Origin of the sequence: Xanthomonas populi (assembly GCF_002940065.1) — a bacterium.
GTDB lineage: Bacteria > Pseudomonadota > Gammaproteobacteria > Xanthomonadales > Xanthomonadaceae > Xanthomonas > Xanthomonas populi.
The window spans coordinates 32,215-53,795 of sequence record NZ_MDEJ01000001.1 but is presented as its reverse complement, the minus strand read 5'-3'; the positions used below and the strand labels follow the sequence as shown (position 1 = coordinate 53,795).

14 protein-coding genes and 7 pseudogenes are annotated in these 21,581 nt (G+C 63.1%); 17 read left to right on the top strand and 4 right to left on the bottom strand.

Annotated features, from left to right (window positions below; all coding sequences use genetic code 11):
- Positions 1-41 precede the first annotated feature (41 nt).
- The 12 genes and pseudogenes from XpopCFBP1817_RS00260 (at position 42) to XpopCFBP1817_RS00205 (ending at position 12,934) form a co-directional block, all read left to right on the top strand.
- Entirely contained in the window at positions 42-1,496 is a 1,455-nt protein-coding gene (locus tag XpopCFBP1817_RS00260; RefSeq protein WP_128415483.1) for an undecaprenyl-phosphate glucose phosphotransferase, read from the top strand.
- Between the two features lie 94 nt (positions 1,497-1,590).
- Entirely contained in the window at positions 1,591-2,877 is a 1,287-nt protein-coding gene (locus tag XpopCFBP1817_RS00255) for a polysaccharide biosynthesis protein GumE (RefSeq protein WP_167393765.1), read from the top strand.
- A 22-nt stretch (positions 2,878-2,899) separates the two neighbouring features.
- Positions 2,900-3,562 (top strand): annotated as a pseudogene (locus XpopCFBP1817_RS00250) (acyltransferase family protein); the annotation flags it as partial.
- Positions 3,563-3,575: 13 nt separating this feature from the next.
- Positions 3,576-4,664 carry an acyltransferase family protein gene (locus tag XpopCFBP1817_RS00245; RefSeq protein ID WP_128415481.1) on the top strand — a complete coding sequence of 363 codons (1,089 nt, stop codon included), beginning with the start codon at positions 3,576-3,578 and terminating at the stop codon, positions 4,662-4,664.
- 67 nt (positions 4,665-4,731) lie between these two features.
- The gene (locus XpopCFBP1817_RS00240; protein ID WP_128415480.1) at positions 4,732-5,874 is read left to right on the top strand and encodes a glycosyltransferase family 4 protein; all 1,143 of its coding nucleotides are present in this window, start codon (positions 4,732-4,734) and stop codon (positions 5,872-5,874) included.
- On the top strand, positions 5,871-6,920 hold the full coding sequence (locus XpopCFBP1817_RS00235; protein ID WP_128415479.1) for a glycosyltransferase: 1,050 nt from the start codon (positions 5,871-5,873) through the stop codon (positions 6,918-6,920). The genes XpopCFBP1817_RS00240 and XpopCFBP1817_RS00235 overlap by 4 nt, the downstream gene beginning before the upstream one ends.
- 17 nt (positions 6,921-6,937) lie before the next feature.
- The gene (locus XpopCFBP1817_RS00230) at positions 6,938-8,422 is read left to right on the top strand and encodes a lipopolysaccharide biosynthesis protein (protein ID WP_167393762.1); all 1,485 of its coding nucleotides are present in this window, start codon (positions 6,938-6,940) and stop codon (positions 8,420-8,422) included.
- Positions 8,423-8,486: 64 nt separating this feature from the next.
- Entirely contained in the window at positions 8,487-9,683 is a 1,197-nt protein-coding gene (locus XpopCFBP1817_RS00225; RefSeq protein ID WP_128415477.1) for a GumK N-terminal domain-containing glycosyltransferase, read from the top strand.
- A gap of 41 nt (positions 9,684-9,724) precedes the next feature.
- The gene (locus XpopCFBP1817_RS00220; protein WP_128415476.1) at positions 9,725-10,519 is read left to right on the top strand and encodes a polysaccharide pyruvyl transferase family protein; all 795 of its coding nucleotides are present in this window, start codon (positions 9,725-9,727) and stop codon (positions 10,517-10,519) included.
- Between the two features lie 4 nt (positions 10,520-10,523).
- Complete coding sequence (locus XpopCFBP1817_RS00215) at positions 10,524-11,324, top strand: WecB/TagA/CpsF family glycosyltransferase (protein WP_167393761.1); 801 nt, start codon at positions 10,524-10,526, stop codon at positions 11,322-11,324.
- 34 nt (positions 11,325-11,358) lie between these two features.
- Positions 11,359-11,820 carry a cupin domain-containing protein gene (locus tag XpopCFBP1817_RS00210; RefSeq protein ID WP_128415475.1) on the top strand — a complete coding sequence of 154 codons (462 nt, stop codon included), beginning with the start codon at positions 11,359-11,361 and terminating at the stop codon, positions 11,818-11,820.
- Positions 11,821-11,914: 94 nt separating this feature from the next.
- Positions 11,915-12,934: pseudogene (locus XpopCFBP1817_RS00205) on the top strand (TraB/GumN family protein).
- Between the two features lie 93 nt (positions 12,935-13,027).
- Here XpopCFBP1817_RS00205 and XpopCFBP1817_RS00200 read toward each other — a convergent pair.
- On the bottom strand, positions 13,028-13,243 hold the full coding sequence (locus XpopCFBP1817_RS00200) for a hypothetical protein (protein ID WP_128415474.1): 216 nt from the start codon (positions 13,241-13,243) through the stop codon (positions 13,028-13,030).
- 13 nt (positions 13,244-13,256) lie between these two features.
- Between XpopCFBP1817_RS00200 and XpopCFBP1817_RS23845 the strand changes: the two are divergent.
- The 5 pseudogenes from XpopCFBP1817_RS23845 to XpopCFBP1817_RS00175 all read left to right on the top strand — a co-directional run.
- Positions 13,257-14,268, top strand: a pseudogene (locus XpopCFBP1817_RS23845) (3-oxoacyl-[acyl-carrier-protein] synthase III C-terminal domain-containing protein); the annotation flags it as partial.
- A 377-nt stretch (positions 14,269-14,645) separates the two neighbouring features.
- A pseudogene (locus tag XpopCFBP1817_RS22005) lies at positions 14,646-15,097 on the top strand (glycosyltransferase); the annotation flags it as partial.
- Positions 15,055-15,390: pseudogene (locus XpopCFBP1817_RS23670) on the top strand (hypothetical protein); the annotation flags it as partial. The pseudogenes XpopCFBP1817_RS22005 and XpopCFBP1817_RS23670, both read left to right, overlap by 43 nt.
- Positions 15,359-15,574, top strand: a pseudogene (locus tag XpopCFBP1817_RS22445) (glycosyltransferase); the annotation flags it as partial. The pseudogenes XpopCFBP1817_RS23670 and XpopCFBP1817_RS22445, both read left to right, overlap by 32 nt.
- 1 nt (position 15,575) lies before the next feature.
- Positions 15,576-16,591 (top strand): annotated as a pseudogene (locus tag XpopCFBP1817_RS00175) (glycosyltransferase); the annotation flags it as partial.
- Between the two features lie 133 nt (positions 16,592-16,724).
- Here XpopCFBP1817_RS00175 and dxs read toward each other — a convergent pair.
- The 3 genes from dxs to XpopCFBP1817_RS00160 form a co-directional block, all read right to left on the bottom strand.
- Positions 16,725-18,653, bottom strand: coding sequence for a 1-deoxy-D-xylulose-5-phosphate synthase (dxs, locus tag XpopCFBP1817_RS00170; protein WP_128415472.1), 1,929 nt, complete (start codon positions 18,651-18,653; stop codon positions 16,725-16,727).
- Between the two features lie 247 nt (positions 18,654-18,900).
- Positions 18,901-19,578, bottom strand: coding sequence for an HNH endonuclease (locus XpopCFBP1817_RS00165; protein ID WP_128415471.1), 678 nt, complete (start codon positions 19,576-19,578; stop codon positions 18,901-18,903).
- A 184-nt stretch (positions 19,579-19,762) separates the two neighbouring features.
- A complete protein-coding gene (locus XpopCFBP1817_RS00160) occupies positions 19,763-21,556 on the bottom strand; it encodes an acyl-CoA dehydrogenase C-terminal domain-containing protein (protein WP_128415470.1) in 1,794 nt (597 codons plus the stop codon).
- Positions 21,557-21,581 lie beyond the last annotated feature (25 nt).

Below are 21,581 nucleotides of genomic sequence, written 5' to 3'. Positions count from 1 at the left end.
GTTCCCCCGCATGCGCCGTATCGAGTTTGGAGGACATCCCCATGCTTTTGGCAGACTTGAGTAGCGCGACCTACACCACATCCTCGCCGCGATTGTTGTCCAAGTATTCGGCTGCAGCCGACCTGGTTTTGCGCGTCTTCGACCTGACCATGGTCGTGGTCTCCGGACTGATTGCGTATCGCATCGTGTTCGGCTCCTGGGTGCCGGCGGCGCCCTATCGGGTCGCGATCGCCACCACCTTGTTGTATTCGGTGATCTGCTTTGCGCTGTTCCCGCTGTATCGCAGCTGGCGCGGTCGCGGGTTGTTGAGCGAGTTGTTGGTCCTGGGTGGTGCGTTCGGTGGTGTGTTCGCGTTGTTCGCGGTGCATGCGCTGATCGTGCAGGTGGGCGAGCAGGTGTCGCGCGGCTGGATCGGCTTGTGGTTCGTCGGTGGTCTGGCTTCGTTGGTGGCGGCACGCACGGTACTGCGCGGCTTCCTGAACCATCTGCGTACGCAAGGCGTGGACGTGCAGCGTGTGGTGGTGGTCGGTCTGCGCCATCCGGTGATGAAGATCAATCACTACCTCAGCCGCAATCCTTGGGTCGGCATGAATCTGGTCGGCTACTTCCGTACGCCGTACGACATCGCCGTGACCGAGCAGCGGCAGTCGTTGCCGTGCCTGGGCGACCCGGACGCGTTGATCGAGTATCTGAAGGACAACCAGGTCGAGCAGGTATGGATCTCGTTGCCGCTGGGCGAGCGCGATCACATCAAACAGTTGCTGCAACGTCTGGATCGTTATCCGATCAACGTCAAGCTGGTGCCGGATCTGTTCGACTTCGGTCTGTTGAATCAGTCTGGCGAGCAGATCGGCAATGTGCCGGTGATCAATCTGCGTCAGGGCGGTGTGGATCGCGACAACTACTTCGTGGTCGCCAAGGCGCTGCAGGACAAGATCCTGGCCGTGATCGCGCTGATGGGGCTGTGGCCGTTGATGGCCGCAATTGCGGTAGGCGTCAAGATGAGCTCGCCGGGCCCGGTGTTCTTCCGTCAGCGGCGCCATGGCCTGGGCGGTCGCGAGTTCTACATGTTCAAGTTCCGCTCGATGCGCTTGCATGACGATCACGGCACCACCATCCAGCAGGCGACCAAGAACGACACCCGCATCACGCGCTTCGGTTCGTTCCTGCGTCGCAGCAGCCTGGATGAGTTGCCGCAGATCTTCAACGTGCTGGGCGGCAGCATGTCGATCGTGGGCCCGCGTCCGCACGCCGCGCAGCACAACACCCACTACGAAAAGCTGATCAACCATTACATGCAGCGGCACTACGTCAAGCCGGGGATCACCGGTTGGGCGCAGGTGAACGGCTTCCGCGGCGAAACCCCGGAACTGCGCACGATGAAGAAGCGCATCCAGTACGACCTAGACTACATTCGTCGTTGGTCGCTGTGGCTGGATATCCGCATCATCGTGCTGACTGCGGTGCGTGTGTTCGGACAGAAGACCGCGTACTGATGATGGTGGGAAGTGTGCGACCTGGCGCGTTCAGCGCCGCGGGCGGCTGCATCGCAGCCGCCCCCTTCAAGCAGGCGTCTGCATGCTGATCCAAATGAGCGAGGAGACCCGCGTTCGCTGGCATAACCTGCTGATCGAACTGACGCTGCTGGTCGGCGTGGGTTACAACCTAGTACTGGCGCTGATCAACGCGAACGTGTTCACCGTACGTCCGGTGATCACCTATGCAGTCGAGTTCATCATCTACGCCGCGTGCTTCCTGCTTGGCCTGGGCTCGATGAGCCGCAAGCGCATCGCGTTGATCATCAGCGGGTTGGGGCTGATCGTCACCTTGATGTTCGTGCGCTTTTTGGTGAACTGGCAGATCGATCCCAAATTTTTCCGCGATGCCCTGGTGGTGTTTGCGTTTGTCGTGCTGGGTTCGGCCTATACCGGGTCGGTGCCCAAGCTGTTCGTGCGCATGACGATCATCGTCTCGCTGGTTGCCGCCTTCGAGCTGGCGATGCCAAGCGCCTACGGCGATCTGGTCAATCCGAAGAGCTTCTTCGTCAACGCGCGTGGCATGAGCGCGGAAGGCTTCTGGAACGAAGACAGCAATCTGTTCGTCAGCGCCACGCGGCCGGGCGAGCGTAACTTCCTGCCGGGCTCCAACTTGCCGCGCGCCTCCTCGATGTTCATCGAGCCGGTGACGATGGGCAATTACATCTGCTTTTTCACCGCAATCGTGTTGGTGTTCTGGCGTTGGATGCGGCCGTCGATGCTGATTCTGTCGGTCGGCTTGATCGGTTTCATGATCGTTGCCTCCGATGGACGGCTCGCGGCGGGCACCTGTGTGCTGATGGTGCTGCTGTCGCCGCTACTAAGACGCCTGGATCAGCGACTGGCGTTCCTGGTTTTTCTGGTGGTGATCATGACCGCGTGGTTGCTGGTGTGGATCACCGGGATCACCGCGTATCAAGACACCACGATGGGGCGGATATTCTTCACCGTGTATTCGATGAACAACCTGTCGTTCGAGTCCTGGATGGGCCTGGATTTTGCGCAGGCGTATCGCTACTTCGACAGTGGCATTGCCTACTTCATCGCATCGCAGTCGATCGTCGGCGTGCTGGCGTTTCTGTTGTCCTATTCGTTCCTGCTGCTGATGCCGAGCAAGGAAGGGCAGCTGTTCAAGAATCTGGCGATCTTTGCGTTCGCGCTGAGTCTGCTAGTGTCCAACGGCTACTTTTCGATCAAGACCTCGGCGCTGTGGTGGTTCGTGTGCGGCTGCATGTGGCACATGCTGCCGACCTGGTCTGCTGCAACGACGGCTAAGGTGAGCAAGCAGGATCCAACCGACGATGGCGGGCAGCTGCCATTGCCTGCGGGAGGGGCGCGATGAATCTGGCGGCGACGCAGGCACATATGTGCAACCTCCACTTTGGTTTCTTCCAGTGATGCTGGTGACGGTGGTTGGTTACGTGCTGCTGCGCCGCTGGCTGTCGCCGGTGGTGATTGCGGTGGCATCGCTGGCCGTGGCCTGGTTCTGGATGCACTGGTTCCCGGCGCAGGGTGTGCGGATTTTTTTCGGGCTGGATGTTTTACCGGTGTTGCTGTGCTTCTATGCACTTGGCGCCTTGCTGATCCACCTCTCGCCGCACCTGCCGAAGTCGTTGGTTGGGAGCGTGCTTGCGACGGTAGTGCTGGCGATTGGGGTTGCCTGGCTGGCTGATGTCAACGGCCGGATCGACGTCAATATGCTGGAATTCGGCCGCAATCATGCGCTGTTTCTGCTGAGTGCAGTGCTTGGGTCGCTGATGGTGATCTGCGCCGCGCGGTTGGTGCAAGGCTGGGCATGGGTGCAGTGGATCGGGCGCAATACGTTGTTGATCCTGTGCACGCACATGCTGGTGTTTTTTGTGCTCTCCGGTGTTGCAGCACTGGCTGGCGGATTCGGTGCCTCGCGTCCTGGGCTTGGCTGGGCGTTGTTCGTCACCGTCTTCGCGTTGGCCGCATGCGTGCCGCTACGTTGGTTTTTGATGCGATTCGCGCCGTGGACATTGGGTGCACGCCCGGTGGCGGCATGACCGGCACCGCACCATGACAACCACGGCGTATTCCACTGCAGCCAGGCATGACAGCTCGGGGTCCAGGGCCGCGCCAGCGCCGGCATTGACCCGCGATTGGCAGATCGATGCAGCAAAAGCGCTGGCCATCGTGCTGGTGGTGTTGGGGCATGCCAGCGGCATGCCGTCGGCCTACAAGCTGTTCGCCTACAGCTTTCACGTTCCGTTGTTTTTTGTGCTGTCCGGCTGGGTGGGCGAGCGCTTCGGCCGCCTTGCAATGACGGTGGCGACGATCAAGAAGTTGGCGCGCACGCTGCTCATTCCCTACCTCGCGTTTTTTCTAGTGGCCTACGCTTGCTGGATGTTGATGGGAGTGACCAGCCGCGCGGCGCATCCATCGCACAGCTTGCCGTGGTGGGATCCGTTTGCGGGTCTGTTCTGGGCCAACGGCGCAAGCCTGTATGTGCTTCCGGCGTTGTGGTTTTTGCCGGCGCTGTTTGTCACCACGCTCGCCTACATTGCATTGCGCGCGCGCTTGAGTACGACGGTGCTGGCTGCGACCTGCCTGCCGCTTGCATTGGCGTGGGCCGGCTGGTTCCCGTCGCTGCAGCTGCGGCTTCCGTTTGCGGTGGACGTGTTGCCGGTCGCGCTGTTCTTCATCGCCGTTGGCGGCTGGCTATCGCGCTACGCCGATGCGCTGCGATCGCTTGGCGCCATGGCATGGGCGTTGGCACTCCCGGTGCTGGCAGCAGCCTGGTGGTGGTTGGCGGCATGGAACGGGCAAGTGGATGTGAACAATCTGCAGTTCGGGCAGTCCGCTGCGGTGTTTTTGCTGGTCAGCCTGCTGGGCACGGCGATGACCTTGTGCGTTTCCTACTTCGTTCGGCAATGGCGTTGGCTGCAGTGGATTGGCGCCAACACCTTGCTGATTCTGTGCACGCATACGTTGGCGTTTCTGGTACTCACCAGCGTGGTGGCACGCACCGGTGTGATCGCACCCAGCATGATCGGCACGCCAGCATGGGCGATGAGTTTGTGCACGGTGGCGATTGTTGCCAGTGTGCCGATGCGTGCAGTGTTGGTGCGCATTGCGCCGTGGATGTTGGGGTTGAAAGGTAAATGACGAGCTTCCAGAATCATCAGCCGTCGCAACGCGCAGTTGCGCGTTGCGGGCACAGGAGATTGGCGTAATGAAAGTGGTGCATGTTGTCCGCCAATTCCATCCTTCGATCGGAGGCATGGAGGAAGTCGTTCTCAATGTGGCCCGTCAACATCAGGCCAACAGTGACGATACGGTGGAGATCGTGACGTTGGACCGGGTGTTCACCGATCCAGGCGCGCAACTTGCTGCGCAGGAAACGCATCAGGGCCTGCCGATCCGGCGCATCGGTTACCGCGGTTCGTCGCGCTACCCGTTTGCGCCATCGGTGCTCGGTGCGATTCGCTCGGCGGATCTGGTGCATTTGCATGGCATCGATTTCTTCTACGACTATCTTGCGCTGACCAAGCCGCTGCATGGCAAGCCGATGGTGGTCTCCACGCATGGCGGGTTTTTCCATACCGCTTACGCCTCGCGGATGAAGCAGTTGTGGTTTCAGACGCTGACCCGCACTTCTGCGCTGGCGTATGCGCGGGTGATCGCTACCAGCGAGAACGATGGCGATCTGTTCGCCAAGGTGGTGTCGCCGGCGCGCTTGCGGGTGATCGAGAACGGCGTCGATGTGGAGAAGTACGCAGGGCAGGGCGCAACGACGCCCGGGCGCACGATGCTGTATTTCGGGCGCTGGTCGGTGAACAAGGGGCTGATCGAAACCCTGGAGTTGCTCCAGGCCGCGCTCAAGCGCGACCCGCAGTGGCGGCTGATCATCGCCGGCCGCGAGTACGATTTGAACGAGGCCGATCTGCGCAAGGCGATCGCGGAGCGTGGTCTGCAGGACAAGGTGCAGCTGAGCATGTCGCCTTCGCAGGAGCAGTTGCGGGCGTTGATGCATCAGGCACAGTTCTTCGTGTGCCTGTCGCGGCATGAAGGGTTCGGCATTGCGGCGGTCGAGGCGATGAGTGCAGGCCTGATTCCGATCCTCAGCGATATCCCGCCGTTCGTGCGTCTTGCCGGCGAGTCGGGCCAGGGCGTGATCGTCAATCGCGACAAGCTCGAGACAGCGGCCGATCAGGTGCAGGCGCTTGCGCTGCATTCTGATGAGGATTTCGACACGCGTCGCACGGCATCCATGGCGTATGTGAGCCGCTACGACTGGAAGCATGTGGTGGGGCGCTACATCGACGAATACCACAGCGCGCTGGGCACCCGCCGCGCGCAGGAGGCGGTGCGATGAGCGCGCTTGCCTCGCCCTCGCTGACACGTGCGGGCATGCAGCCGCAGGTCACCGTGCTGTTCTCCACCGAGAAGCCCAACGCCAGCACTAACCCGTATCTGACCCAGCTTTACGCTTCGCTGCCGGATGCGGTGCAACCACGCTTCTTCTCGATGCGCGATGCGTTGTTGTCGCGTTACGACGTATTGCATCTGCATTGGCCGGAGTATCTGCTGCGCCATCCCAGTGCTGCCGGCACGTTGGCCAAACAGGTGTGTGCGGCGCTGTTGTTGCTCAAGCTGCAACTGACCGGCACGCCGGTGGTGCGCACCTTGCACAACCTGGCCCCGCATGAAGATCGCGGTTGGCGTGAGCGCAGCTTGTTGCGGTGGATCGACCGCCTGACGCGTCGCTGGATCCGCATCAATGCGACCACGCCGCCGCGGCCGCCGTTCACCGACACCATCCTGCACGGCCATTATCGCGACTGGTTCGCGACCATGCAGCAGGGCAGTACGGTGCCGGGGCGGCTGTTGCACTTCGGTTTGATTCGTCCGTACAAGGGCGTGGAAACGCTGCTGGATGTGATGCGCGAAGTGGACGATGCGCGCTTGAATCTACGTATCGTCGGCAACCCCGCCACTCCGCAGATGCGCACGTTGGTCGAGGATGCCTGCGCGCAGGATCCGCGCGTCACCGCGCTGCTGGCCTATGTCGAAGAGCCGGTGTTGGCGGGCGAAGTCAGCGCAGCCGAGCTGGTGGTGTTGCCGTATCGGCAGATGCACAACTCCGGCACCTTGCTGCTGGCGTTGTCGCTGGCGCGCCCGGTGCTGGCACCGTGGAGCGAGTCGAATGCGGCCATCGCCGAGGAAGTCGGCCCGGGCTGGGTGTTTCTCTATGAAGGCGATTTCGATGCAGCATTGCTGACCGGCATGCTGGACAAGGTACGCGCCGCGCCGCGCGGCCCGGCGCCGGATCTATCGCAACGTGACTGGCCACGGATCGGGCAGTTGCACTACCGCACCTACCTGGAAGCGCTCGGCAAGGATGGAGACGCCGCGCTGTGACCGCAGAGATCCCAACGATGACATCCCCCACGCCGCCCCCACCACGCAGCCTCGGTTCGCGTGCCGCCGGTGGCGCAGCGGTGACCATGATCGGCCAGTCGGCCAAGATGGTCGTGCAGTTCGGCGGCATCATTCTGCTGGCGCGGTTGCTGACGCCCTATGACTACGGCCTGATGGCGATGGTCACAGCGATCGTCGGTGCAGCCGAGATCCTGCGTGATTTCGGCCTGTCTGCCGCTGCGGTGCAAGCCAAGCATGTCAGCCGCGAACAACGCGACAACCTGTTCTGGATCAATAGCGGTATCGGGTTGTCGCTGTCGGTGGTGGTGTATGCCTCTTCCCACCTGATCGCCAATTTCTACAAAGAACCGGCGCTGGTGATGATCTCGCAGGCACTGGCGGTGACCTTCCTGATAAACGGCATGACCACGCAGTACCGCGCGCATCTGAGCCGTGGGTTGCGCTTCGGGCAGGTTGCGTTGAGCGATGTGGGTTCGCAGGTATTGGGCTTGGTCGCAGCTGTTGCTGCGGCGTTGCTTGGTTGGGGATATTGGGCGCTGGTGGTGCAGCAGGTGGTGCAAGCCAGCGTCAATTTCTTGATTGCCGCGAGTTGCTCACGCTGGTTGCCACGCGGCTACCAGCGTGCCGCGCCGATGCGCGATTTCATGAGCTTCGGCTGGAATCTGATGGCCGCGCAGTTGCTGGGATATGCCAGCCGCAATGTCGGCCAGGTCATCATCGGTTGGCGCACCGGCCCGGACGCACTGGGCCTGTACAACCGCGCCTTCCAGTTGCTGATGATGCCGTTGAACCAGATCAACGCGCCGGCGACCAGCGTGGCGTTGCCGGTATTGTCGCAGCTGCAGGACGACCGCGAGCGCTTCAACGCCTTTCTGCTGCGTGGGCAGACGGTGATGGTGCACTTGATCTTTGCGCTGTTCGCATTTTCCTGTGCGGTTGCGATGCCGTTGATCGTGCTGGTGCTTGGCGAGCAGTGGCGCGATGCGGTGCCGTTGTTTCAGGTGCTGACCCTGGGCGGAATTTTCCAGACCGCATCCTACGCAACCTATTGGGTCTTCCTGTCCAAGGGGTTGATGCGCCAGCAGCTGATTTACTCGCTGGTTGGGCGCATCGTGCTGATTGGTTGCATCTTTGCCGGCTCGCGCTGGGGCGCGATGGGCGTGGCGATCGGCTATTCGTTCGGGCTGCTCTTGATCTGGTCGTTGTCGCTGGTCTGGATTGGCAAGATTTCCGACGCGCCAGTGCGCTCGCTGTTTACCAACGCCTTGCGCCCGATGGTGGCATATGGCGTGGCCGGTGGCTGCGCGTACTACGCCTCGGTCGCCGCGGGTGGCCCGTTGTGGCAGCAACTTGCCGCCGGCGCGGGGGCGATGGCTGCAGTCTGTCTGCTTGCCCTGGCGATCTGGCCGGCGTTTCGCCGCGATGTGTTGTCCATCGTCAACATCCGCAAATTACTGACCCAGGCCAAGGCGCGCCGATGAGATCGTCATTGCCTCCGTCTGCGTTCGTGCATGTTTTCTCTCACTCATCCATAGGACACGGCCCATGAGCGACACACCCGCCGCCGCTACCGGCATTGCCCGGCCTTGCTATCTGGTCTTGTCCGCACACGATTACCGCACGCCGCGTCGCGCCAATATCCACTTCATCACCGATCAACTGGCATTGCGCGGGACCACGCGATTCTTCTCGCTGCGCTACAGCAGGCTCTCGCGCATGAAGGGCGACATGCGACTGCCGCTGGACGAAACGGCGAACACCGTCGTCTCGCACAAGGGAGTCGACTGCTATCTGTGGCGGACCACGGTGCATCCGTTCAATACGCGCCGTGCGTGGCTACGTGCGGTGGAGGATGCGATGTTCCGCTGGTACGCCGCACATCCGCCACGTCAGTTGCTTGACTGGATGCGCGAGGCGGACGTGATCGTGTTCGAAAGCGGCATCGCAGTCGCTTTCATCGAGCTTGCCAAGCGCACCAATCCTGCAGCCAAGCTGGTCTATCGTGCATCCGATGCCTTGAGCACGATCAATGTGGCGTCCTACATCGAGCGCGAGTTCGACCGTGTTGCGCCAACGCTCGATGTGATCGCACTCGTGTCGCCAGCGATGGCCGGGGAAGTGGCAAGCCGCGACAACGTCTATCACGTCGGCCACGGCGTGGATCACAACCTGGATCAGCTGGGCGATCCATCGCCGTATGGCGAGGGCATTCACGCGGTAGCAGTGGGCTCGATGTTGTTCGATCCGGAATTCTTCGTCGTCGCCAGCAAGGCCTTTCCGCATGTAACCTTTCATGTGATCGGCTCGGGCATGGGGCGTCATCCTGGATACGGCGACAACGTGACGGTCTATGGCGAAATGAAGCACGTCGAGACCATCGGCTACATCAAGCACGCCCGTTTCGGTATTGCGCCTTATGCATCCGAACAAGTGCCGATCTATCTGGCCGACAGCTCGATGAAGCTGTTGCAGTACGATTTTTTTGGCCTGCCGGCGGTCTGCCCGAACGTCGTCGTCGGGACCTATCAGTCGCGTTTCGGCTACACTCCAGGCAACGCTGATTCGATCATTGCGGCAATCGGGCTGGCATTGGAAGCACCGCGCGTGCGCTATCGCCAGTGTCTGAATTGGTCCGATACCACCGATCGCGTGCTCAATCCCGGTGCGTATCCAGAGACCTGTCTGTATCCGCAGAACACCGGCGTAGCCGCGACCTCCCCGGAGGCTGCGCTCTCGCATTGATGCGGCTCGCTCATTCGTTTTTTTAAAGGAGATCCCTCACGATGGGCAACGCTTTACTGCAGAAGTGGATAGAACATGCCGAACGTCGTGCATTGTTATGGTGGCAGCCGAAAAACGCTGGCGTCAACATGGGGGATCACCTGTCCAAGGTGATCGTCTCCTGCGTGCTTTCCTTGCAGGACAAAACGCTGATTGAAAAGCGCGATCTCAGCAAGAAATTGATCGCGATCGGCTCGATGCTGCACTTCGCCAAAGATGGCGACACCGTCTGGGGCAGCGGCATCAACGGCAAGATTCCAGCCGAACGCAATACCTTCAGTACGCTCGACGTGCGGGCGGTGCGCGGGCCGAAGACGCGCAAGTTTTTGATGGAGCGCGGCATCGCGGTGCCGGAGGTCTATGGCGACCCGGGTCTGCTGACGCCGATGTTCTTTCCCGCCGATGCGCTTGGCGCGCTCAACAAGCGTCCGTTCGCCATCGTTCCGCACTTCAACGAGCCGGTCGAAAAATACAGCGCGTATGCCGACCATCTGGTGTTTCCCAACGTCAAGCCTGCGACCTTCATGAGCGCATTGCTGGGCGCCGAGTTGGTGATCAGCAGCTCGCTGCACGGGCTGATTCTGGCCGAGGCGTACGGGATCCCGGCGGTGTATCTGGACTGGGGCAACGGCGAAGACCGCTTCAAGTACGACGACTACTACAACGGCACCGGACGCACGCAGTGGCATTCGGGCAATAGCGTGGAAGAGTGTCTGGATCTGGGCGGCAATGGCGAGTTCGACCTGGCGAGTTTGCAGGCCGGATTGCTGGCCGCATTCCCTTACGACCTTTGGTGATTCGATGATGCAGGGCCAGCGCGTGGAAAAGGAAACAACGACTGCCGCGGCTGCCAACGGCGCGCCACCACAAGGCGTGGTGATTCCGCTTGGCGGGTTTCCGGTGTTGTCCACGACGCAACAGGCCTTTGCGCTGGAATTGTTTCATGCGCTGGCGGCGCAGCAGCGGCGTCGGGTGTTCTTTGCCAACACCAATTTCATCGTGCAATGCCAGGCGCTGCGCATGCGGATGCGCGAGCCCAACGTGCGCATCGTCAATGACGGAATCGGGATGGATCTGGCCGCGCGGCTGATCCATGGCCGCCGCTTTGCCGGCAACCTCAATGGCACCGATCTGATTCCGTCTCTGTGTCGTGGGGCGGCGCATCCGCTCAAGTTCTTCCTGCTGGGCGGGCGCCCCGGCGTGGGCAAGACCGCAGCCGCCACGCTGACCGGTAGGTTGGGTCAGCACGTGGTTGGCATCTGCGATGGCTACGGCGAATTTGCCGCCGCAGGCGAGGGGCTTGCCGAGCGCATCAACCGTTCCGGTGCCGATGTGCTGCTGGTGGCCTTCGGTAATCCACTGCAGGAGCGATGGATCCTTGATCACAGCCAGGCGCTGAAGGTGCCCCTGGTGTTCGGTGTCGGCGCGCTGCTGGACTTCTTGTCCGGCACCGCCAAGCGTGCGCCCGATTGGGTGCAGCGTCTACATATGGAATGGATGTATCGGCTGCTCCACGAGCCACGCCGTCTGCTCAAGCGCTATAGCTGGGATCTGCTGGTGTTCTTCCGCACCTGTCTGCGTGCTGGTAAGCATTTACCCTGATGCACGGCGGCGCGCGCTGTCTTAGCATGCAGCGATGCATCCAACCGCAGCTGACCTGATTCGCTCGTTAGACCTCGCCCCGCATCCGGAAGGCGGGCATTTTCGCCGTGTGTATGCCTCTACGCGTCACGTCACCGATGGCGTGCACACACGTCGCGCGCTCACCGCGATTCGTTTTTTGCTCAGCGCCGGCGAATACAGCAGCTGGCATCGTGTGGACGCCGAGGAAAGCTGGCATTGGCAGCAAGGCGATGCGCTGGAGCTGCTGATCTACGACGAGACCAGCGGGCAGTTGCAACGCCTGACCCTGGATGCGGCCGAGCGCGGCGAGCCGATGCACGTGGTGCCGGCCGGCTGCTGGCAAGCGGCGCGCTCGCTCGGCGATTTCACCCTGGTGGGTTGCACGGTCTCGCCGGGATTCCTGTGGGAAGGGTTCGCGCTGCTCGACCATGCCTCGCCGCTGGCCGCGCAGTTGGCAGTCCTGGTCCCGCGCTGAGCCAAGGTTGGGTCTGCAATGCCGAACGCTTCCCTAACGCGTCGGTGGCGGGCTTGGCGTAGTGTCCGCGTTCTCACACAGGGGGCGACACGTGATGCGACGCAAGCGGGCGGTGTGGGGAGCGGGATTGATGCTGGTGTCGCTGCTGGCGGCGTCCAGCGATGGCGCAGTGCCGAAAGTCGCTGCGCCATCGTCACCGGCGGTGGTCGATCTGGAGGCGATGATGGTGCGCGGCGTGTAACCCGGCCCGGGCTTGTGGAAGGTCAGCAAGGGCGATCACGTGTTGTGGATCCTGGGCACCTTGTCGCCGCTGCCGAAGCGGTTGCAGTGGCAATCGGCCGAGGTGGAAACCATCATCGGGCAGTCCCAGCAGGTGCTGATGGCGCCGACCGTGCAGATCGATGCGGACATGGGGTTCTTCGGCAAACTGACCTTGCTGCCCTCCGCGACGAAGGCGATGAAAAACGAAAACGGCCGCGAACTGCGCGAGGTGTTACCGGCCGAGCTGTATGGGCGCTGGAGCATCGCCAAGGCACGCTATATCGGCAGCGATCGGGGTGTGGAGCGCAAGCGTCCGATGCTTGCCGCCGGCGAGTTGTATCAGGCGGCGATCAAGCGTTCCGGCCTTGCCCGCTCGCCGGTGATCTGGTCGGTGGTGGAGCGCGCTGCCAAGCGCGCAGGCATCAAGCCGACACCTACTGCGCTGGACTACAAGATCAAGGACCCGCGCCAGGCCATCAAGGAATTCCGTGCCGGCGGCATGGACGATACCGCGTGCTTTCGCAGCATTCTGGTCACGGTGGAGCGCGACCTGCCCACGATGGTCGAGCGCGCCAACGCCTGGTCGGTGGGGGACATCGAAGCGCTGCGCCAGCTACCGCGCGAGGATCCGCAAGCCGCCTGCATGAGCGCGATGGCCAGTTCGGGTGCGGCAAAGGCGCGTGGTATCGACGATCTCGAACGCCGCATGCGCGAACGCTGGCTGGGCATCGCCAGCACGGCGCTGCAGCGTAATCGCAGCACCTTCGCGGTACTGCCGATCAGCCGGCTCACGGCGCCGGACGGCTATCTCGCACGATTGCAGGCAATGGGGTATGAGGTGGAGGCGCCGTGAGGTAGCAGCGGGAATCCCGGGCCTGTTGTTGCCCGAGATGAAAGCGGCTGGCAAAACGTCACGAGCAGCGTCCCGTAAGTGCGGACTGCGCGCTTAGAGCGGGCGTGTAGGCGTGGTACACGCTGCATCAAGCACCAACATGACATCCATCAGCGGCGAGGCATTGATGTCTGCCAACGGGGTCTGCTTCCTTGCGGTGAACGCAGCAAGTTTGACGGCCGCTTCAAGGGCTTGATCGGCCGTGCCATGGTCTTCTTCGTCTGGAGGCGATGCGCAGCGTGCGATCCCGCGATCGATCAGGTCGGCCAACGCCAGCCACGTTATGCTGCGCGCCCTGTCCAATGAGACCTCCGCGTTGAACGCATTGCCGCTGCGCATTCTGGGCACCGGGCGCAATGTCCCCGCAACGGGGGTGACCTGGCAACAGTTGGACGCGCGCTGGCAATTGCCGGCGGGCACCACGTTCGCGCGCTCGGGTGTGGCCACGCGCCATGACGTGGGCGAGGGCGAGACCGCATCGTCGATGGGCGCTGCCGCCGCGACCCAGGCGCTGGCAAGCGCCGGCATCGAAGCTGGCGACATCGATTGCCTGATTTCGGTCTGCAGCGTCATGGCGCAGCCGATTCCCTGCCAGGCGGTGTTGATCCAGCGCGCGCTTGGTCTAGGCGATTCGGGTATTCCCGCGTTCGACATCAACGCGATCTGTCTGAGTCTTCATGGTGGCATCGGACATGGCTGCTAATGCGCTGGCGCTTGGGCATCACCAGCGCGTATTGATCGTCTCCAGCGAGGTGGCATCGGGCGGGCTGGATACATCGGCGCCGGCCATGGCCGGGTTGTTCGGCGATGGTGCGGCTGTAGTGATCGTGGGGCGCAGTGCCATCGATGAAGGTTCGGCATTCCTGTCCAGTCGCCTGTCCGGTGATGGCAATGGCGCCGATCTGTGCCGCATTCGCGGCGGCGGCACGCGTTATCCGCGCGGCGAAGAAAGCGCGCCCGATGCCTTGCGCACCTTCAGCATGGATGGGCGCGGCGCCTATCGCTTCGCTGCGCGCTACCTGCCTGCCTTCTGGGAGCAACTGCTACGCGAGGCAGGCAACACGACGGCGGCGTTGCACTGCCTGGTGCCGCACCAGGCCTCCGGCGGCGGTTTGGATCATGTGGTGCAGACCTTGAGACTGCGCTTCGCTCAGGTGATTCGCATTCTGCACGCCACCGGCAATCAGGTTGCTGCATCGTTGCCGCATGCCTTGCATCACGTGCGGATCGAGCAGCGTTGGCAGCGCGGCGATCTGTTCGCGCTAGTCGGCACCGTACAGGCCACCGCCAATGGCATCGAGTTCTGCAAGCGCAATGGCTGCCCGCGTCTGCTGTATATGTCGTCCAGTTCGGTATTCTATCGCCAGGAACATCAATACGATCTCACCGAAGATACTCAGATCGGACCGGGGTTCGTCAATACCTACGCGCAGACCAAGACCTCGGCGAAACCTTGCTCGAGGCGTATCCAGGCGAGAAATCCGTGCTGCGCCCACGTGCGGTGTTCGGGCCGGGAGATACGGTGCTGTTCCCGCGCGTGATCGCCGCTGCGCGCAAAGGCGCGTTGCCATGCTTTATCGCCCAGACACAGCCGGTGATCGGTGATCTGATTTATATCGATACGCTGTGCGATTACCTCTATCGCGCCGCCATCGCGCCGCGTTTGCAGCCGGCCACCGCAACGCAGGCCAAGGTGGCGATTTTGCAGCCGGTGCTTGGCGGCGATGTGCATTTGCAGGACGTGCTTGCGCCAACCTGCAGGCGCTGTCAGATGCGCACTTCATCTGGCTGCTGGATGCAGAAGATGACGCAGAAAATACGGTTGCCGATGCATTGGCGACGCTGTATCCGCAGCGACGCATCGAGCCTGTGCTGGTGCGCCCGGCGCCACCCGGCATCAATCCGAAAGCATGGAAGCTCGACTACGCGCTGCCGCTGGTTCGCGCGCCAATCAGCCTGATTCTCGACAACGATGCGCAGCTGACCAACAACGCGCTCGCACAAGTGTTGCAGGATCTGACCCACGCCGATGTCGTCACTGCGCTGCCGTACTACCAGGACAGCGCAACGCTGGCTGGCCGCCTGTTGTGGCAGTTCGTCAACAACAATGGGGCCTGCAACTACTCACCGCGTTGCAGCTTCCGCACGCACTACGTGCGCGTCTGGCGGTGTTCGCCTACGGCCCGGTGTGCACCGCGCCCGCGTCGTTCGGGCAGCTGCGCGCAGTGCAAGGACAGTGCGACTGGATTTCGCGCGCGCTGTTCGGTGCGACGTTCGATCTGACACCTGCATGCGGGCATATGCATTACCTGCCGGACGCGACGGTGCTCGCCGATTGCCAGGCGTTCATCGCGCAGGTCGAACACGCCGTACAGGGGAGGGCACATGCGCATCGATCGGATCGCGCCGCCGTATAGCGGACATCTGCATCCAATCCTGGCGGTCGCCCGTCAGTTGGCACCACATCACGAGGTGCACGTCATCAGCACCCCGGCGGCGCAGGCGCGTATCCGTGCATGCGGCTTGATGGCAGTCAGCGTGCTTGATACGCAAGCCGATCGTCTGTTGCTGGAGATTGCCGCCCCCCCCCCCCGCATGCGGNTGCGCCGACAACTGCACTACGCGCTTGGCTTGATGGGGCGGATGGGGGATGTGCTGAAAGAGCGCTGGCCCGAGCGAAGGCCCGACCTGATCATCGTCGATTTCGCTCTGCCCAGTGCGGGGTTGGCCGCGCAGGCGATGGGAATAGCGTGGTGGACCAGCATGCCGTCGCACTGCGTGCTCGAAACCAGCGACGGGCCTCCCGCATATTTCGGCGGTCTGCGTCCAGCATCCAATGCCAGGCAGCGGATCTGGCATGCAGTGGCGCGGCGGCTGACGCGTGGCTTCAAACGGACCCTGCACGCATTTTATCAAAGCCGGATGCGTGCCTGCGGATTGCCGGCGATGCATCGCAGCGATCGCAGCGATGCGGTGTATTCGCCGCACTGCATCCTGGCGTTGGGTCTGCCGTCGTTCGAGTTGGCGCAGCGCTGGCCTGCGGCCGTGCGCTTCGTCGGGCCGCAGTTGTCTACACCGCCAGCGTCGGTTGCGTCGCCCGCGTTCGTCGCCGGGCGGCGGCATGTACTGGTGACGCTGGGCACGCATCTGCATTGGGTCAAGCAGCGCATGGATGCGGTGCTGCGCGCGCTGGTGCCACAGTTCCCGGAGGTGATCTTCCCTTTCAGCGATGGCGATATCGCAGCGCTGCAGTAGCAGGCGCACGGCAACTATCAGCGTCTGCCGTATCTGGACGATGCGCAGCACCTGCAGCATTACGCGCTGGTGGTGCACCACGGCGGCGCCGGCATTCTGTATGCCTGCCTGGCCGCAGGCTTGCCATCGATCGTGTATTACGACCAGTTCGACCATGCGGCACGCTTGCAGGTCGCTGGAGCTGCATGGTGGTTGCGCGAGTTGGAGGGTTTGCCGGCGCTGTTGCGCGAAGCGCTCGGCACGACCGAGCTGCCGTCAGGCGTGCGTGGACTGCAGGCAGAACTGCACACCATTGATGCGCAGGCGCGCATCGTGCGGTTGGTGGATGCGTTTGCGCACACCGGCGCTGTGCCCCAGGTCTAATCCGTCAGCACATGAGGTTGGTCGCGCATTGCGTCAGCGCATCCGCGTCAACACGCACCCTGATCCATTGCTGGCGCTGCAGCGATTCTTCGATCACCCGCCGCAACGACTGCTGCGTGTCACCAACTTGTGACTACCGCAAGCCTCCGCCCGCCGCAGCATTCAACGACGGCGCGTTGCTGGCCATCAGTTGCGGCCAGCGTTTGAGCACGGCGGCACGGATACCGGCCTGGTCAATGCCAGCTTCGGCCAGCAGGTCTTCGCGGCTGGCGTGGTGCTGGAAGCTGTCCGGCAGGCCCAGGTGCATCATCGGCATGGTGATCGCTTCGGCGTTGAGCAGTTCCGCCACGCCCGAGCCGGCGCCACCGGCGACGACGTTGTCTTCGATGGTGACGAAGCCTTCGTGGCTCTTGGCAAGCTCAAGCAGCATGGTTTTATCGAGCGGTTTGATGAAGCGCATGTTGACCACGGTGAGGCCAAGTTCGCGCCCGACCGCTTCTGCCGCATCCACACTCGCGCCAAAGCCCAGCAGGGCGATGCGTGCGCCGCTGCAGCGCAGCTGTGCCTTGCCGACCGGCAAGGTGGTGAGCGATGTATCGACCATACTGCCGGGGCCGACGCCACGCGGGTAGCGCACCGCGGCCGGGCCTTTGTAGCGCATGCCGGTGGTCAGCATCTGGCGGCATTCGGCCTCGTCGGCCGGCGCCATCACCACCATGTGCGGCACGCATCGCAGGAAGCTCAGGTCCAGATTACCTGCGTGCGTGGCGCCATCCGGGCCGACCACGCCGCCGCGATCGATCGCAAAAAGCACATCCAGCTGCTGCACCGCTACGTCATGCACCAACTGGTCGTAGCCGCGTTGCAGGAACGTGGAATAGATCGCCACAACGGGTTTTGCGCCCTGGGTCGCCATGCCGGCGGCCAGCGTCACCGCGTGCTGCTCGGCGATCGCCACGTCGAAATAGCGCTGCGGATATTCCTTGCTGAAACGCACCAGGCCCGAGCCTTCGCGCATCGCCGGGGTGATCACCAATAGCTTCGGCTCGGCCGCGGCCATGTCGCAGACCCAGTCGCTGAAGACGTCGGTATAGGTCGGCTTCTTGGCGCCGGCCTTGGCAATCAGGCCCTTGCTCGGATCGAACGGACCCACCGCGTGGTAGCCGATCTGGTCGCCTTCGGCGAGTTCGTAGCCCTTGCCCTTGGTGGTGATGACGTGCAGCAACTGCGGGCCCTTGAGCGTCTTCAAGGTCTTCAATGCGCCGACCAGGCTGGGCAGGTCGTGGCCGTCGATCGGGCCGGTGTAGTGGAAGCCCATTTCTTCGAACAGCGTGGACGGCACGAACATGCCTTTCCAGTGTTCTTCCCAGCGCCGCACGAAACGCGCGGTGGGGTTGTTCTTCTTGTCGCCGAGGATCTTCTTGCCGCCCTCGCGGATCGCGTTGAGCGTGCGGCTGCCGCTGGCACGGCCCAGCATCTTGGTCAGCCCGCCCACCGCTTCGGAGATCGACATGCGGTTGTCGTTGAGTATCACCAGCAGGTTCGGCTCCGGGTCCATGCCGCCGGCGTGATTGAGCGCCTCGTAGACCATGCCGGCGGTCATCGCGCCATCGCCGATCACCGCGACCACCTTACGGTCGTCGCCGTTGCGCTGCGCGGCGATCGCCATGCCGAGCGCGGCCGAGATCGAGGTCGAGGAATGGCCGACACCGAAGGTGTCGTAAATGCTTTCTTCGCGCTTGGGGAACGGCGCCACGCCGTCCTTCTGCTTGACCGTGTGGATTTGGTCGCGGCGCCCGGTGAGGATCTTGTGCGGGTAGGTCTGATGGCCCACGTCCCACACCAGCTGATCGACCGGGCTCTGATACAGGTAGTGCAGGGCGACGGTGAGTTCGATCACGCCCAGGCCGGCCGCGAAGTGCCCGCCGCTCTTGCCCACCGACTCGATGAGGTAGGAGCGCAGTTCTTCCGCGATCGCGGTGAGGTCGCCCTCGTCGAAGCGACGCAGATGGTCGGGGGTCTGGATGTGGGACAGGCGCGGATAGCGGGTGGAATCGATCATCGTCGTGTCAATGTTCTGAAGCCATAGTGTCCTCCCCATGCGAAGGCCCGGCAAGCAAACCGGTTTAGCTGTCAGCGGGAAGTGATGGCTGCGCTCGCCGACAATGCTGGCGTGCGTGGTGGACACCTGCGCATGCGGCAATCTGCCGCACCCAAGACGAGGGTGGAAGAGGGAATTTTAAGTGCAGCGGGAAGAAGCGCTGTGAGGTAGTCACGCGAGCACGCCTGCCGAGTCGCACTGCACACGGCTAACGGACGGGGTGATGGCAGGAGCAAGACAGCTTGGAGCGCTTCGGCAGCTGCGCCCGCAGGAACGCCATCTGATCGGAGAGGATGTTGCGGTTGGACAGGATCAGATGCTCGATCCAGCTCGGCCGATACGGAACCGCCAGCAGCGGCATATGTGCCTGCTGTGGCGTGCGGTTGGCCTTGCGCGAATTGCAGTGGAAGCACGCGGTGACCACGTTTTCCCAGGTGTCGCGGCCGCCCTTGGACACCGGCATCACATGATCGCGGGTCAGTTGCGGGCGGCTGAAGTGTTGGCCGCAGTAAAGGCACAGCTGCGAATCGCGGGCGAACAACGCGGTATTGCTGAGCGTGGGAGTCGGGTCCAATGCGCGCGAGCGTGCGTGACCACGTGCGGCGATGATGGGATGCAACGCCATCGTGCTGCGCTCGCCTGTGAGCCGCGAGATACCGCCGTGGATCTGCATGCACGGCTCGCCCAGCGTCCAGGAGACCGCATCGCGTGCGTACAGACAGGCGGCATCTTGCCAGTTGATCCAGTCCAGCACGCGGCCGTGCGCATCGAGCGAGAGCAGGCGTAGCGTGGGAAGTTGCTGAAACGCGGCGACAGAATTGCCCGCGACCGGGGCATGGAAGCCGCCGGGGAATATCACACCACCTGCGTGCGTGTCTGTCTCCATCGGGAAAACAGCTTATACCCGATCGTTGACAGTTTGTGTATTGCAGCAGCCGTGGCCGGGCTACAGTGCTCCGCCGCGCGCAATGAGTCATTCGCTGCGAAGCCTCATCGTGGCATTGGCGGCTGCTACAGGCGCAGTGCCGCCGCCTGCGCTTGGCTTGTCAGTGGAATTGCAGGCAGGCCACTCATCCCTCGCCGAACAGCTCCGCTTCCAGCGTCATCAAGGGCGCGGCGCCGCTGCGGATGGTGGCGGCGTGTGTCAGCGTGCGTGGCAGCACGCGCGCGAAGTAGAAGCGCGCGGTCTCGCGCTTGGCGCGCTTGAAGTCCTCGCCATGCGCAGAGGCGTCGGCAGCGGCCACGCTGCGTGCCCACCAGTACGCCAGCACCACATAGCCGGAATAAAATAGGTAGTCGTAACTGGCGGCGCCGAGTTCGTCCGGGTTGCGGGCGGCGCGATCGAGCACGTCGCGGGTCAGCATCGCCCACTCGCTGGCCTTGTCGCGCAGCGGCTTGATGAACTCGGCCAACGCCGCGTTGCCTTGCTGCGCATTGGCGAAGGTTTCCACATCGGCCAGGAACAGTTTCAACCCGGCCGCCTGGCTGGCGGCGGTCTTGCGGCCGATCAGGTCCAGCGCCTGGATACCGGTGGTGCCTTCGTAGATGGTGGTGATACGTGCGTCGCGGGCCAGCTGCTCCATGCCGTATTCGCGGATATAGCCATGGCCGCCGAAGCACTGCAGCGCGTGGTAGGTGTTCTCGATCGACCACTCTGTCTGGCAAGCCTTGGAGATCGGGGTGAGGAAGCTCACTAGCGTCTCGGCATCTGCGCGTTCCTGTTCGGTGTCGCCCCGGTGGCTGACATCGACCAGGCTGGCGGCGTGCAGCGCCAACAGGCGGCTGCCTTCGGTCAGCGACTTGATGGTCAGCAGCATGCGGCGCACGTCCGGGTGCACGATGATCGGGTCGGCCGGCTTGTCGGGGAATTTGGCGCCGCTGAGCCCACGCGATTGCAGACGCTCGCGGCTGTAGCGCAGCGCATTCTGGTAGGCGCGCTCGGACAGGCCGATGCCCTGCAGGCCCACGCTCAGGCGGGCGGTGTTCATCATGGTAAACATCGCCTGCAGGCCCTTATGCGGCTGGCCGACCAGATACCCCTGCGCGCCCTCGAAGTTCATCACGCAGGTCACCGAGCCCTTGATGCCCATCTTGTGCTCGATCGAGCCGCAATGCAGCGCGTTGCGCTCGCCCACGCTGCCGTTGCGGTCCACCTTGAATTTGGGGGTGACGAACAACGAGATGCCCTTGGCGCCGGCCGGTGCGTCCGGCAGCTTGGCCAGCACCAGGTGCACGATGTTGTCGGTGAGGTCGTGCTCGCCGGCGGTGATGAAGATCTTGGTGCCGGTGATGGCGTAACTGCCATCGGCATTGGGTTCGGCGCGGGTCTTGAGCAGGCCCAGGTCGGTGCCGCAATGCGGCTCGGTCAGGCACATGGTGCCGGTCCAGCGGCCGTCGATCAGCGGCTTGAGAAAAACGTCCTGCTGCCAGCTTTCGCCGTGCTGACGCAGCGCTTCCATCGCGCCGTGCGAGAGCAGCGGGAAGTTGCCCCAGGCCAGGTTGGCGGCGTTGATCATCTCGCTCAACGGCACGCCCAGCGTATGCGGCATGCCTTGACCACCGAACTGCGTCTCGGCGGTGAGCCCGTTCCAGCCGCCTTCCACGAATTGGTCGTAGGCCGCGCGGAAGCCCGGCGGGGTGGTCACCGCGTGGTTGCTCTTGTCGAACGCGCAGCCGATCTCGTCGCCGATGCTGTTGAGCGGCGCCAGTACCTGCGAGGTGAAGCGGCCGGCTTCTTCGAGCACGGCATCGATGATGTCGGCGCTGGCATCGGTGTAGCCGAGCCGTGCGAACAAGGCTTGCGCACCGAGCACGTCGTGCAGGGCGAAGCGGAAATCGGTCAGCGGGGCGGTGTAGCTGCTCATGCGGAGTCCTTCAAGCGGATGCGTG